The following is a 14232-nucleotide window of genomic DNA, read 5'->3' on the forward strand; positions in this document are numbered from 1 at the left end:
GGTGAACCTTCTTTTGTAGTGGTTCACCTTTTTTTACACATTAAGAAAGTATAAATTGACAGCGGAGAAAAAAACGACGTAGTAGCTAATTTCAGGGATTAATTATAAGTGCAACTACGTCTGGTGACTACGCTAAAAAGCTCGCTAATCGGCGAGTTTTCTTAAACTTTTATTTAGAAAGAAAAGGTGCTAATTAATGAGAATTGATAAAATTTTAGCCAATATGGGATATGGCAGTAGAAAAGAAGTAAAGTCTCTACTAAAACAAGGTGTTGTAAAAGTTGGAGATAATATTGTAAAAAGTCCAAAAGAGCATGTTGATATTGAACAGCAGGTTGTAACGGTAAATGGTGAAGTAGTGGAGTATAAAGAGTTTGTTTATTTAATGATGAACAAACCACCAGGTGTTATATCTGCCACAGAAGATTCTGAGCATGAAACTGTAATCGGATTATTAGAATATGAAGATATCATTTTCGAGCCATTTCCAGTTGGACGTTTAGATAAAGATACTGAAGGATTGTTATTAATAACGAATGATGGTCATTTGGCACATCAATTACTTTCTCCTAAAAAACACGTACCAAAGAAATATTATGCAACGATTGATGGAGTAGTAACCGAAACTGACATTAAAGCATTTGAAAAAGGCGTAACACTAGAGGATGGTTATTTAACGAAACCTGGTTATCTTACTATTCTTAAATCCGGAGAAGAATCTGAGATCGAATTAGTTATTATGGAAGGTAAATTCCATCAAGTAAAAAGAATGTTTGAAGCAGTAGGAAAGAAAGTTACTTATTTAAAAAGGCTAGAGATGGGTCCTTTAAAGTTAGATGAAGATTTAGAATTAGGTGAATATCGAGAACTGACTGATGGAGAGATTGACCTACTAAAGTCGGTTAACGAAGAGAAATAAAGTGTTACTTAAAAATGGGTTAAGCTGAGTCAAAATGTAATTATTGGAGCATTTTGTGTGATCAGGTGTGACCTACGAAAAACGAGCAACCGTAAAACGGATATTAACTAATATAATTCTTAATAGAGAGCCAAAAGAAAAACAAAAACCCTTGATTAGACGTCAGACAAGACAATCATAGGTTTTTGTTTTTCTTTTTTACGAAGAAGCTTTTACTTTTTTCCCTGTTACGGCCCATTTTCCCCTACTTGGACTATAAACTAGATTATTAAACTCTAAAATGTTTAAATCTCGTTGGATTGTTCTAGGTGTAATACCAAACTCCTCCACTAGGTCTTTTGTAGAAACGGTGCCATTTTCACTAATATACATGTAAATGGCTTTAATTCGAGTCAGCATTCGAGAAGTTCCAGAATTCAAAAAACCACTCCTTTACCTACCGCATTGTTTCATAACAGGTTAGTTAAGTATATTACTAGTTAAGCTTATATTTTCATTTTACTCTTTTTCAGTAGTTTCATAACGAAATTTATGAAAATAATACAAAAATTTAATGAAAATTTGCGCAAACGTAATCATTTTGCAAGTTTAAGGTAATATATTCTACAAAGAGTGTCATATTCCTTCTTTTTTCGTTCCATTTATTAATAAATTATGTTTAAATTTTAAAAGATGATAAACTAATTATATTAAAGGAGGTATTTCTATGACACAAATTAATTGGATGGAAGAAGTTTTAAAACGTAAAGAAGAATATTTAAAGCAAACGATTGAACTTCTTAATATTGAAAGCGTTTATGATGAAGCGACAATTTCAAAAGAAGCACCTATGGGTAAAGGTATTAATGAAGCACTTACATACATGTTAAATTTAGGTGAAAAAGACGGTTTTATTCCAAAAAATGTTGATGGATATGCTGGCCACTTAGAAATGGGAAGCGGCGAAGAACTAGTAGGAATTCTTTGTCACTTAGATGTTGTACCTGCTGGCGATGGCTGGTCTCATGATCCATTTGATGCAATTATTAAAGATGGAAATATTTATGCACGTGGCGCAATTGATGATAAGGGTCCTACAATGGCTGCTTATTATGCAATGAAGATTGTTAAAGAATTAGGTTTGCCTATTAATAAACGCGTACGTATGATTCTTGGAACAGATGAAGAAAGCCAATGGCGTTGTGTTGATCACTACTTTGAAAAAGAAGAAATGCCAACAATGGGCTTTGCACCTGATGCAGATTTCCCGATTATTTACGCTGAAAAGGGCATATTAGATATTAATTTTAAACAAGTACAATTAAATGAAGATAACGAGAGTGAATATAAATTAGTATCATTCTCTTCAGGTAGAAGAGTAAATATGGTACCTGATTATGCAAAAGCAATCGTTTCAGGACCAAACTTTGATCAAGAAGCATTTACAAAACATATTAGTGAGTTAGGTTGCAAAGCTCAGGTTTCTGAAGAAAATGGACACCAAGTTTTAGCAGTAGAAGGCGTTTCAGTACATGGAATGGAACCTGATAAAGGTAAGAATGCGGGTATTGCATTAGCAAGCTTCTTAAATCAATTTGAATTTAATGTTAATGCTGATCGTTTCTTAAAATTTATCGTTGATAACTTCAAAGGTGACTCTCGTGGCAAAAACATGGGCGTTGCGTTTAATGATGATATTACTGGAGATTTAACAATTAATTTAGGAATTATGCAATACGAAGAAAATAATGGTGGTTCATTTGGTTTAACTTTACGTTATCCAGTGACAACTGATATTGACTTTGTTATTTCAACACTTACTGAACGCGGAAGTAAATATAGCTTTGAGTATAATGAAATTAAAAATTCGAAGCCTCACCATGTTCCAAAGGATCACCCATTAATTCAAACTTTACAAAAAGTATATGAAGAGCAAACGGGTGAGGAAGCAACGTTGTTAACAATCGGTGGTGGCACATACGCACGCTCATTAAGTGCAGGTGTAGCTTTTGGACCATTATTCTTAGGGAAACCGGAAGTAGCTCACCAAAAAGACGAATATGCTGAAATTGATGATTTATTAAAAGCAATTGCAATTTATGCACAATCGATTGCTGAATTAGTTAAGTAATGATAGTTTTTAGACTGATTAAACGACTCGATTTTTTGAGACAATAAGGTGTAACGAGCGTTTTTCGTCAGTAAGGGGAGAAATTTCCTCCCCTTTTTTATGTATTTTTTTAGGAGTTGAGAATAATTTTGAACACATTACAAGCACGTAAAAATAGCATCTTACTAATTTTTAAGGGCTATTATTTTTGTTTATTTTTTGCAATAGGATCGCTAGGACCTTTACTTTCTTCTTACTTTAAAAATGTGTTGGATTTATCAACTTCACAAATTGGAATATTAATGTCTCTAACACCAATCGTTGCTATTTTTTCACAGCCACTATGGGGAATGGTTAGTGACATGACGCTTAATCCTAAAAAAATGTTGCTTATAGCGCAAATCTCCACAATCGTAATTGCACTTTTCTATTCTACAATCACTTCGTATGGCATGCTTTTATTTGTTGTCATCATGTTATCAATGACACAAAGTGCTTTAATTCCTCTGTCAGATAGTATTGCACTGAATTATGTCCAAAAAATTGGTGGGAATTACGGAGCTATTCGATTATATGGCTCAATTGGTTTTGCTTTTGCTGTATTAGTTTCGGGAAGATTAGCTGAAGTTTTCGGTTTAGTCATTATATTTTTCGTATTTGCTTTTTGTATTTTAGTCGGTTTAGGTATTTCAATCTTTATTCCTAACGCTACGACAATTAGCAAAAGGGAGCCAATCTTAAAAGGGGTCCCGATTTTGCTATCTAATAAAAGATTTTTACTATTTTTAATTTGTGCCTTTTTAGTTTTTGGACCAATTAGTGCAAATAATACTTACTTCGGTTTATATATTCAATCTTTAGGTGGAACATTAACAGGTGTTGGTATTGCATTCTTAATTTCTGCAGGTAGTGAAGCACCATTTTTGCAAGTAGCCAAGAGATTAATTAATCGATTTGGGATATATAATATATTAATTGCAACCGCTTTAGTATCAGCCTTAAGATGGTATTTTTATTTTACAAATCCTCCGATTTCGATTCTTTTTATATCCTGTCTTACACAAGGGCTATCGGTTGGATTATTTATTCCTGCAGCTCTCCAGTTTGTGAGAGATCAAGCACCGGATTCTTTAAAAGCAACAGCTGTTACAATTTATTCTGGTTTAGGTCTAGGGATGGGAGAATGGTTCTGTACTTTCATAAGTGGATTCATATCAGAGGCATTTTCAATTAAAGCAATTTATATTTTATTTGGCTCTCTTAGTATAGTTGCAGTTGGAATCATGCAATACTTAAAAAAGGATTCTAACATAAATGATAAAAAGGAGATTGCGTAATTTGAGTGAACATTATTTTCTTGCTGTTCCTTTGCCTATACAAATAAAAGAAATTTTAGATGATTTTTCAAAAAAATGGTATACAAAATTACCTTTAAAGAAATGGACTTTTAAAGATGATTTTCATATTACTTTATCTTTTTTAGGTCCAGTTACATATACAAAAAGTGTAGAGCTTATGAATCAATTACAAAAAGAGCTTAACGAGTTTAAAACTTTTGATTTGTCGATTCATCAGTTAGGTGTTTTTGGGAGTACTGTACAGCCACGTGTATGGTGGTTTGGTTTAGAGAATAGTGTTGAATTAATGGAGTTACAAAATAGAATTCGTAAGATATGTGAAGAAATCGGTTTTTCAATTGATAAACGTCCATATAATCCGCATATTACAATTGCAAAGAAATATAATGATAGGTTTGATAAAGAATTTGAAATCCCACTTAGTTGGGAAGAAAAACCTTTAAATTTCAAAGTGAATGAAGTCGTTTTATATAAGATTCAACCTTCTAAAAAACCGAGTTACCACATTGCTGAATCAATTAAATTAAAGTAAATAAATATTACCCGAAAATCTTGAACAAATTGATGAAATATAAGAAATATTTGAAGAAACTAACGAATACTTTCAGTAGAAGCATTAAAGCGGAATGAATTGACATTCAAAATAAGTGGGTAGCAAATCATTAAGTATTTGTTTTGAATCCATTTTATCTATTTGTGAATATACTAATCATATCGATTTAATAAATAACGAAAATGCATAGTTTTTATCTAAAAGGTTTAAATTTATAGTCTGGATGGTGAATAGCGTTGTTTCATATTAAAAGGGCTTTTGAAGCTTATATAGATGGATTTCAAGAAATAACAATGATTATTCCCAAATCGAACAAACATACAGTGCAGTCATATTTTGAACTAATTGAAGAGGATGGTCGGAAAACTAGGCTTCCTGTCGTATCTCGAATAGAGTTTGATAGATTTTTTAAATATACTGTTTTGACTACTGAAGTCCTTTTGTTAGAAAAAAAGTATGAGATTGAAGATGAATTTGGTATTCGCACAGATTTACAAGTAGGTGGAGTTATTCGTTCAAAGGACTTTGATGAAAAATATGCCTATGATGGAGAGGATTTAGGTGCGATTTACACACGTAAATCTACACAATTTAAATTATGGGCACCTACTGCTTCTAAGGTTAAGTTAAGAATTTATCAAGAATACGGTGAAGAAGAAAAGTTTACTGAAATGTTTATGGAGCGAGATGGAAAAGGGACATGGAAAGCAGTAATCGATCGTGATTGTGACGGTTTAATATATAATTTTTTAGTATGTGTGAATCTGATTTGGAGAGAGGCTGTCGATCCTTATGCAAAAGCAGTTACTGTAAATGGTAAACATAGTGTAGTGATTGATTTATCAAAGAGTAGCAAAGTTAGTAAAGTAAATAGTACACCACCCAGTAAGTATACTGATTGTATTATTTACGAAGCCAGTATTCGAGATTTCACTTCACATCCACTAAGCGGTATTCAAAAAAAGGGGTCTTTTCAAGGATTTCATGAAAAAGATACGATGTACAATGGTTTTTCAACAGGTTTGGATTATATATGCAAGCTAGGAGTTACACATATTGAATTATTACCATTTTTTGATTTTGAAGGAATAGATGAAAATAACCCTTTCCAAGGCTATAATTGGGGCTACAATCCATTGAATTTCAATGCACCAGAAGGTAGCTATAGTTTAAAACCGGATGAACCAATCCAAAGAATAAATGAATTAAAGAAACTTATTTCAGTTTATCATGAACATGGTTTACGGATTATCATGGATGTAGTTTATAATCATGTTTATGAATTACAAACTAGCCAATTCGAAAAAATTGTGCCAGGATATTATTTTAGACAAGATGAACGTGGTTTACCATCGAATGGAACAGGTGTAGGGAATGACTTTGCATCTGAAAGGTTGATGGCTAGACGTTTTATACTGCAATCAATAAAATATTGGACTAAAGAATATGACATCGATGGGTTTAGGTTTGATTTAATGGGAATATTGGATACGGTTACAATGAATGAAATTGTAACTGAACTGACAATCTTAAAACCAGAAATAATCATTTTTGGAGAAGGTTGGGATTTAAATACATCATTAAGTCCATCTTCTCGAAAAGCAACAATAAACGAAAGTCATCAACTATCAATGGTAGGGTTTTTTAATGATAAATTTCGCGATGGAATAAAAGGAAGTACTTTTTCATTTCAGGAAATAGGGTTTATACAAGGCAATAACATTCATAATGAATACTTGTCCGACTTACTTTTAGGAAGTGTTGGGATTAATAAACAAGTAAATTTATTTAAAGAGCCATATCAATCGATAAATTATGTAGAATCACATGATAATCACACTATGTGGGATAGATTAAAGCTTTCCAATCAGAAAGAGTGTGAGGAAATACTAAAGAAAAGGCATATACTTGGAACAAGTATTGTATTATTTTCGTTTGGTGTACCGTTTCTTCATAGTGGCCAGGAGTTTTTTCGAACAAAAAAGGGGATAGAAAACAGTTATAATTCAGGCGACACAATAAATAGTATTGATTGGGCAAGAGCTGAACGCGAAGCGTCATCGATCAAAATTGTTAAAGAATTTATCGCAATTCGAAAGCGCTTTAAATGTTTCCGTTTTTCTTTAAGAGAAGAAATAGAAAAGTATGTAACGCCAGTCAATCTTCATCGAGATCTAATTGGTTACCGAATTAGCGGATTAGAAGAAATCGACCAAGTTAAAGAGATAATGGTGTTATTTCATAATGGTCTTATTGATAATTATATTGATTTAGGAAATGAAGAAGACAATTGGGAATATATATGGGATGGACATAATCATTATGTTAATAAAGGGATGAAAGTGGAATGTAATAAATTACCAATACCATCGCTTTCGACTGTTGTATTAGTAAAATACTAGCAACTACTTGCAGATTCTAATTAAACAATGTAAACTTGTAAAAGATGGCTTATTACAGCTGATTGTAATAGGCTATCTTTCTTTTTGTAATAAAATAATTTTAAATACAAACATATATAACAACAAGGAACGGAAGAACAATGGATAATTATATAAAAGAAATACTCGGAAAAGAATGGACAATCTCGCCAGCCGGTGGTTTTACTGGTGAAGCGTATATAGCAGAAAATAATGATAAGAGATTATTTCTAAAACGAAATTCTTCTCCTTTTTTGGCAGTTTTATCAGCAGCTGGCTTTGTTCCAAAATTAGTTTGGACTAGAAGACTAGAAAATGGTGATGTACTTACTGCTCAAGAGTGGGTGATCGCACGTAGTTTAGAACCTTTTGAGCTCTCTGCGAAAGGGGTTGCGCAATTTTTATATCGCATCCATTCTTCCAAAGAATTGTTATATATGTTAACGAAGCTAGGGATTAATCCATTAGAACCTCAGGATTTACTGCAAACAATTGTAGGCAATCTTACTGAAGAGTTTACACAAAGCCAGATAATTGTAAAAGGCATCGAATATTTAGAGGAAAATATGCCATCTTTTGATTCAGAGGATTTAGTCGTTTGTCATAGTGATTTAAATCATCATAATTGGTTACTTACTGAGACAAATAATTTATATTTAATCGATTGGGATGAGGCAATCATTGCTGATAAAGCATTTGATTTGGGCATGTTTTTATTCACTTATGTAGAGCAGAACGATTGGGACAAATGGCTTCGAAATTATGGAATAAAATTAACTGAAGACCTATTAAATCGAATGACTTGGTATGTAGTCGCTCAAACAATCATTTGGATTAAATGGTATACTCTTCGTGAAAATGAAAAGCAGACTCAAAAAATGAAGAGCCTGCTAGAGAAGATACTAGATTAAATAAAAATTTCCTCGGAAATTGTCATATAGATTAAGAATAAGAATTGAAATCAGTCACCCATTGAGAGAGTTGATTTTGGTGGTTTGTAATGTGCTGATCTAAATCAGCAGAATACTTTCCAGACTGACTATAATAATAAACGTCATTTAACATGCTTTTTACATCATCTGTTATTTGGTCGTTCGTTAATAAGGATTGAACAAGTCTTTCTAATTGCTCACATTCTGATATAGTTCCACAACAGTCAGATTGGTGATTCATTAAAATATCACGTAAAATTGTTAATTGATGTTCATGATTTAAAGGCATAAATTCACATCCTTTTTTTAATAAGTACACTTGAAATAGTTTGTGTTACAAGAAATGATTTTATACTATACCTGAATAACCGAGTGCCATAGTGCTTGGTTTTTTCTTTGAGTAAATATAAATTGCAAAATCGAGAGGGAGTAAAATCTTATGAGATTAAGACATAAGCCAGGTGCGGCAGATCAAGTTAAACAAAATGCTCATTATGTAATTCCAAATCCGTCTGAACAAAAAGGAAAGTGGAAAGAAGTTTTCCAAAATGATCAACCAATTCATATCGAGGTTGGTACGGGTAGAGGTCGTTTTATGGTCGGTATGGCTAAAGCCAATCCTCATATTAACTATATTGGCATTGAGAAATATACAAGTGTAATTTCTGATGCATTAGATAAATTAATTGAAGCTGAAGTTCCGAACTTAAAGCTGTTAAATGTAGATGCTCAAAAATTAACGGATTTCTTTGAGGACGGAGAAATAGATCGAGTATATTTAAACTTTTCTGATCCATGGCCAAAGGTTCGTCATGAAAAACGTCGATTAACACATAAAACATTTTTAAATATGTATCAACAAATCTTGAAAAATGATGGGGAAATTCATTTTAAAACAGATAATCAAGATTTATTTGAGTTTTCAATCATGAGTATGGCGAACTATGGAATGACAATGCATTTCTTAAGCTTAGACCTTCATAATAGTGATTTTGAAGGAAATATTATGACTGAATATGAAGAAAAGTTTTCTTCAAAAGGTAACCGTATTTACCGAGTTGAAGCTGCTTATAGAGACTAAACTAAAAACAAAAGACTATCGTGATATATTTAATCATGATAGTCTTTTTTATTTTGCTACAACACAAGAAATTTTAATAAAATCTTTATGTTTAAGCAATCAAAACGATTTTTCATTTTATATTCACTATGGATTCCTTTCTTTTGCCTATTCCTGCTCTTAAAATATTCAGTAAATTCGTAAAAGTGGTATAATATTTAGGTCTAGTAAAACAGAAGGGGGATAAGTATGGAACAGTTAAAAATTGGAACTTGTACAATTCAATGGCTTACTGGAGGAAATACCCATTTAGATGGTGGAGCAATGTTTGGAGTTGTTCCAAAGGCACTTTGGTCAAAAAAATATATTGTTAATGAGAAAAACCAAATTCCTTTACGAACTGATCCGGTATTTATTCAAACAAATAGTTTAAACATTATCATTGATAGTGGCATCGGTGTTAACAAATTAAATGAGAAACAAAAAAGAAATTTTGGCGTTACCGAGGATTCAGCGGTAGAAGAATCATTAGCGAAGCACGGATTAAAACTAGACGATATTGATTATGTCATTATGACGCATTTGCATTTTGATCATGCTAGTGGATTAACTAAATTTGTAAATGGTGAATTCAAACCTGTATTTTCGAATGCAAAAATTATTACATCTCAAATTGAATGGGATGAGATGAGAAATCCGAATATTCGTTCAAGTAATACTTATTGGAAAGAAAATTGGGAAGCAATTCAGCACCAAGTAATTGCATTTGAAAAAGAATATTCCTTAACGGATGAAATAACGATTATTCACACAGGTGGACATAGCGATGGGCACAGTATTATAAAAATTGAAACTGAAGATGAGCTATTATTGCATATGGGAGATTTAATGCCTACACATGCACATCAATCACCATTATGGGTTATGGCATATGATGATTACCCAATGACATCTATTTATGCAAAAGAAAAATGGGTTAATTTTGGTTTGCAAAAAAAATCTTGGTTTACGTTCTATCATGACGATGTAATTAGAGCAATAAAATGGAGCGCTGAAGGACAAGTATTACAGTCGATCGAACGCTCCAAATAATTTGGCTAGTGTTGTTAAACAATTTGAGCAGAAATTAGCTCACCATTTACTGCATTAATGATGAATGAATAGTTTGTAGTATCATTATCTGATTCTACTACTGTAAAACCACCTTCATAAACATCACCTTCATAATCAGGTAAATCTGCCCACTTTGGTTCTGAATGAATCCAAGTTCCAGTTACATTACCATATGAAAGAAATACTGGTTTAATTGTTTTTAATGCTTTTTCTGCTGGAATATATTGTGAAGATAATTTTTTTTGTAAATATAGTCCACCAGCAACACCTAAACCTAAGCCAATTAAGACGCGTTTAAGTTTCATTTGTACCACCTCTATTTATGTATTATGCGCTTGAAAAAATATTCTACTACTTATCTTAGTCAAACCGGGGCAACATTTCAACGGTTAGCATTGGTATTATGTGATATTTTTAGATAAAATAAAAAAAGAAGTTATGTTTTGTACAGAGAGGAACGAAATTATGAATCAAGACACTCTACAGCTTTTTAAATTTTTAACAGAATTACAAGGTGCACCAGGATTTGAGCATGAAGTTCGTCACTTCATGAGAAAAGAACTTGAGAAATATACAAATGAGATTGTGCAAGATCGTTTAGGAAGTATTTTTGGAGTTAAACGTGGAACTGAAGATGGACCTACTGTAATGGTGGCAGGTCATATGGATGAAGTTGGTTTCATGGTTACTCAAATTACAGAAAACGGGATGTTAAGATTTCAACCACTAGGAGGCTGGTGGAACCAAGTATTGCTTGCTCAAAGAGTTCAAGTAATGACAGAACAAGGACCAGTTATTGGAGTGATTGGTTCAATTCCACCGCATTTATTAAGCGATGAGTTAAGAGCTAGACCAATGGATATGAAAAATATGCTAATCGATATTGGTGCAGATAATAAAGAAGATGCAATAAATATTGGTGTTCGTCCAGGTCAACAAATTGTTCCAGTATGTCCGTTCACTCCTATGGCTAATGAGAAAAAAATCATGGCAAAAGCTTGGGATAACCGTTACGGCTGTGGACTTGCGATTGAATTATTAAAAGAAGTTCAAAACGAGACATTACCAAATATTTTATATTCAGGTGCTACTGTTCAAGAAGAAGTTGGACTAAGAGGGGCACAAACAGCTGCAAATATGATTAAACCTGATATCTTTTACGCACTAGATGCAAGCCCAGCTAATGATATGTCAGGATCGAAATCCGAGTTCGGTCAATTAGGTAAAGGTGTTTTATTACGAATTTTAGACCGCACGATGGTTACTCATAAAGGAATCCGTGAATTTATTTTAGATACTGCAGAAACGAATAAAATTCCTTACCAATATTTTGTTTCACAAGGTGGAACAGATGCTGGACGAGTTCATGTTTCAAACGATGGCGTACCATCTGCTGTAATTGGTATTTGCTCACGTTACATTCACACTGCAGCATCAATTATTCATGTTGATGATTATTTAGCTGCAAAGGAATTACTGGTTAAGCTAGTTAAAGCGACTGATAAAACAACCGTTGAAACATTACGTAATTATTAAAAAAGTAAGAAAGAAGCCTAAAAAAGAGGCTTCTTTTTTTATTGAAAAACCTTGATCTTGCCTTTCTTAATCCTCCACTTTATATCTTTTCCAATCCTTATCCCTTTGATCTTTGAGCCTTAACTCTTCTTTAAATTAATGTTATTAATAAATTCTTAACATGCAGTTAATGTGGGTTTTACGAAGTTGTTTTATGATAAAACCGTAATAATCATTAATGAAAATTAAACAATCCACATTATTAAGAGGAGATTAAACATGAAAACTGATTTTAAGAAGAAAAGTTACAAGGCGATTCAAGGTGTTGTTATAGGTATGACAGTTCTAGGATTAACAGCATGCGGAAAAGCTGTGGATTCGAAAAGTGAATCTGTATTAAATCCAAATTCATTAACTCTTAATGAAATTCAAGCAAAAGCAAAAAAAGAAGGTGAAATTAATAGTGTTGGTATGCCTGATTCATGGGCTAACTGGGGTGAAACTTGGAATGAAGTTAATGAAAATTATAATTTAAAACATATTGATACGGATTTGTCTAGTGCAGAAGAGATTGCAAAAATGGAATCTGAAAAAGAAAATGCTACTGCGGATATTGGGGATGTTGGAATGTCTTTTGGTCCAATTGCTGAACAAAAGGAATTAACTATTCCTTACAAAACATCTTACTGGGACGAGATTCCTGATTGGGCAAAGGATGATAATGGAGACTGGGTAGTTGGATATCAGGGAACTATTTCTTTTATGACAAATAAAGAATTAGTAAAAACACCTCCTAAGTCTTGGGACGATATTTTAAAAGGAAAATATAAAGTAACAGTTGGAGATGTTCAGCGTGGTACTCAGAACCAAATGGCCGTACTTGCAGCAGCTATTGCATACGGTGGTGATGAAAAAAATATCCAACCGGGAATCGACTTTTTTATAAAGCTAGCAAAGCAAGGTCGTTTAAGCTTAACGGATGCTAAACCAGCAAATATCGAAAAAGGAGAGGTTGAAGTAGCGCTTGTTTGGGACTTTAATGCGCTTGGATATGCTGAAGCTATTAATCGTAATCAATTTGATGTATCTATACCTAGTGATGGCTCAGTGGTTAGTGGATACTCAACTATTATCAATAAATACGCTAAACATCCTTATGCTGCTATGGCTACAAGAGAATATATTTTAAGTGATGAAGGACAAATAAACTTAGCAAAAGGATTTGCACGTCCTATTCGTGACGTAGAACTTCCAAAAGATGTAGCTGAAAAAATGATTCCAAAAGAGCAGTACAAAAATGCAAAACCAATAAGAGATTTTAAAGCTTGGGAAGAAACAGCAAAAACATTACCACAAATCTGGCAAGAAGAGGTGTTAGTAAATGTCAAATAAAGTTATAGCTATTGTTGTTGATGGTATGAGATATGACAAAGCATGTGAAGCTCTCGGGTATGTACAACATTTGGTTGAATTAAATCAAGCGGCACTTTACAAAATGAAATCGGAGCTTCCTAGTCTTTCACGCCCATTATATGAAGTGTTATTGACCGGAACACCATCATCAGTAAATGGAATTACCTCTAATCAAGCAGTTCGTTTATCTAATGAAAAAAGTATCTTTCACCTTACAAAGGAAAATGGATTGAGAAACGGAGCGGTATCTTATTATTGGGTAAGTGAGTTATATAATCGAGCACCATTTAATTTTATTGAAGATCGAGAACAAGATGATATCTCTAAAGCGATTCAATATGGGAAATTCTATTGGGATGATGACTATCCAGACTGTCACGTTTTTGCGGATGCAGAAACTTTACGTAGAAAATATGATCCCAACTTTTTATACATTCACCCTTTAGGTGTAGATGTTAAAGGAGAAAAATATGGTTCGGAATCAAAAGAATATCGTGAACAAATTTTAAAAATAGGAAGCTTGTTAGCGCAACTTCTTCCAATTTGGATGTCAGAAGGTTATCACATATTAATTACATCTGATCATGGAATGAGTGAAACTGGAAATCATGGAGGAATAACAGCAGGCGAACGAGATGTACCACTGTTTATCATCAGTCCGAAAGTTGAGCCTGGTGTTTATGACGAAGTAATTCCTCAGTTGGCATTTGCACCCCTTGTTTGTGAACTCTTAAATATTGAGCCGTCGGATAAGATGATTTCATATCGTTTACCCGGATATAAGGAAAAAAGTGAAGTTTATTGAAATGAAAATTTTAAGGGAAGGAGAATTGGTTTAGCGAAATTTTACCAATTCTCTA

The 14232-nt window shown here is 33.0% G+C and carries 14 protein-coding genes; 11 read left to right on the forward strand and 3 right to left on the reverse strand.

All coding sequences use genetic code 11. From position 1 onward, the window contains the following. Window positions 1-196: 196 nt before the first annotated feature. A complete protein-coding gene (locus EP747_RS16585) occupies window positions 197-919 on the forward strand; it encodes a pseudouridine synthase (protein WP_129691221.1) in 723 nt (240 codons plus the stop codon). 198 nt (window positions 920-1117) lie between these two features. Here EP747_RS16585 and EP747_RS16590 read toward each other — a convergent pair whose 3' ends face one another. Continuing rightward, window positions 1118-1318, reverse strand: a complete 201-nt coding sequence (locus EP747_RS16590; protein WP_056473526.1) for a DeoR family transcriptional regulator — start codon at window positions 1316-1318, stop codon at window positions 1118-1120. A gap of 307 nt (window positions 1319-1625) precedes the next feature. Between EP747_RS16590 and pepV the strand changes: the two genes are divergently transcribed. The 5 genes from pepV to EP747_RS16615 all read left to right on the forward strand — a co-directional run bounded on the left by pepV (window position 1626) and on the right by EP747_RS16615 (window position 8250). After that, window positions 1626-3029, forward strand: a complete 1404-nt coding sequence (pepV, locus tag EP747_RS16595; RefSeq protein WP_129691222.1) for a dipeptidase PepV — start codon at window positions 1626-1628, stop codon at window positions 3027-3029. A 128-nt stretch (window positions 3030-3157) separates the two neighbouring features. Continuing rightward, window positions 3158-4345, forward strand: a complete 1188-nt coding sequence (locus tag EP747_RS16600; protein ID WP_165347109.1) for an MFS transporter — start codon at window positions 3158-3160, stop codon at window positions 4343-4345. 1 nt (window position 4346) lies between these two features. Beyond that, on the forward strand, window positions 4347-4898 hold the full coding sequence (thpR, locus tag EP747_RS16605) for an RNA 2',3'-cyclic phosphodiesterase (protein WP_165347111.1): 552 nt from the start codon (window positions 4347-4349) through the stop codon (window positions 4896-4898). A gap of 257 nt (window positions 4899-5155) precedes the next feature. Beyond that, window positions 5156-7321, forward strand: coding sequence for a type I pullulanase (gene pulA / locus EP747_RS16610; protein ID WP_129691225.1), 2166 nt, complete (start codon window positions 5156-5158; stop codon window positions 7319-7321). A gap of 140 nt (window positions 7322-7461) precedes the next feature. After that, window positions 7462-8250 (forward strand): phosphotransferase family protein, encoded by a 789-nt coding sequence (locus EP747_RS16615; protein ID WP_205753842.1) that lies wholly within the window; start codon window positions 7462-7464, stop codon window positions 8248-8250. Window positions 8251-8281: 31 nt separating this feature from the next. Here EP747_RS16615 and EP747_RS16620 read toward each other — a convergent pair whose 3' ends face one another. After that, entirely contained in the window at window positions 8282-8560 is a 279-nt protein-coding gene (locus tag EP747_RS16620; protein WP_129691226.1) for a YtzH-like family protein, read from the reverse strand. A 150-nt stretch (window positions 8561-8710) separates the two neighbouring features. Between EP747_RS16620 and trmB the strand changes: the two genes are divergently transcribed. After that, window positions 8711-9352: a tRNA (guanosine(46)-N7)-methyltransferase TrmB gene (gene trmB, locus EP747_RS16625; RefSeq protein WP_129691227.1), complete on the forward strand. Its 642-nt coding sequence runs from the start codon at window positions 8711-8713 to the stop codon at window positions 9350-9352. Window positions 9353-9580: 228 nt separating this feature from the next. Further along, a complete protein-coding gene (locus EP747_RS16630) occupies window positions 9581-10423 on the forward strand; it encodes a YtnP family quorum-quenching lactonase (RefSeq protein WP_129691228.1) in 843 nt (280 codons plus the stop codon). 14 nt (window positions 10424-10437) lie between these two features. Here EP747_RS16630 and EP747_RS16635 read toward each other — a convergent pair whose 3' ends face one another. After that, window positions 10438-10749: a PepSY domain-containing protein gene (locus tag EP747_RS16635; protein ID WP_056473349.1), complete on the reverse strand. Its 312-nt coding sequence runs from the start codon at window positions 10747-10749 to the stop codon at window positions 10438-10440. Between the two features lie 160 nt (window positions 10750-10909). Here EP747_RS16635 and EP747_RS16640 point away from each other — a divergent pair, with 160 nt between their 5' ends. The 3 genes from EP747_RS16640 to EP747_RS16650 all read left to right on the forward strand — a co-directional run bounded on the left by EP747_RS16640 (window position 10910) and on the right by EP747_RS16650 (window position 14177). Next, entirely contained in the window at window positions 10910-11980 is a 1071-nt protein-coding gene (locus EP747_RS16640) for a M42 family metallopeptidase (protein ID WP_129691229.1), read from the forward strand. A gap of 258 nt (window positions 11981-12238) precedes the next feature. Beyond that, complete coding sequence (locus tag EP747_RS16645; RefSeq protein ID WP_129691230.1) at window positions 12239-13351, forward strand: ABC transporter substrate-binding protein; 1113 nt, start codon at window positions 12239-12241, stop codon at window positions 13349-13351. Continuing rightward, window positions 13341-14177: an alkaline phosphatase family protein gene (locus EP747_RS16650; RefSeq protein ID WP_129691231.1), complete on the forward strand. Its 837-nt coding sequence runs from the start codon at window positions 13341-13343 to the stop codon at window positions 14175-14177. Before EP747_RS16645 ends, EP747_RS16650 begins: the two co-directional genes overlap by 11 nt. The last annotated feature ends 55 nt before the right edge of the window (window positions 14178-14232 follow it).

This window comes from Gottfriedia acidiceleris (genome assembly GCF_004138285.1).
GTDB lineage: Bacteria > Bacillota > Bacilli > Bacillales > Bacillaceae_G > Gottfriedia > Gottfriedia acidiceleris_A.

Coding starts and splice junctions, on each gene's coding strand:
- EP747_RS16585 (WP_129691221.1), top strand. CDS start 197: ATGAGAATTGATAAAATTTTAGCCAATATGGGATATGGCAGTAGAAAA.
- EP747_RS16590 (WP_056473526.1), bottom strand. CDS start 1,318: ATGCTGACTCGAATTAAAGCCATTTACATGTATATTAGTGAAAATGGC.
- pepV (WP_129691222.1), top strand. CDS start 1,626: ATGACACAAATTAATTGGATGGAAGAAGTTTTAAAACGTAAAGAAGAA.
- EP747_RS16615 (WP_205753842.1), top strand. CDS start 7,462: ATGGATAATTATATAAAAGAAATACTCGGAAAAGAATGGACAATCTCG.
- EP747_RS16620 (WP_129691226.1), bottom strand. CDS start 8,560: ATGCCTTTAAATCATGAACATCAATTAACAATTTTACGTGATATTTTA.
- trmB (WP_129691227.1), top strand. CDS start 8,711: ATGAGATTAAGACATAAGCCAGGTGCGGCAGATCAAGTTAAACAAAAT.
- EP747_RS16630 (WP_129691228.1), top strand. CDS start 9,581: ATGGAACAGTTAAAAATTGGAACTTGTACAATTCAATGGCTTACTGGA.
- EP747_RS16635 (WP_056473349.1), bottom strand. CDS start 10,749: ATGAAACTTAAACGCGTCTTAATTGGCTTAGGTTTAGGTGTTGCTGGT.
- EP747_RS16640 (WP_129691229.1), top strand. CDS start 10,910: ATGAATCAAGACACTCTACAGCTTTTTAAATTTTTAACAGAATTACAA.
- EP747_RS16645 (WP_129691230.1), top strand. CDS start 12,239: ATGAAAACTGATTTTAAGAAGAAAAGTTACAAGGCGATTCAAGGTGTT.
- EP747_RS16650 (WP_129691231.1), top strand. CDS start 13,341: ATGTCAAATAAAGTTATAGCTATTGTTGTTGATGGTATGAGATATGAC.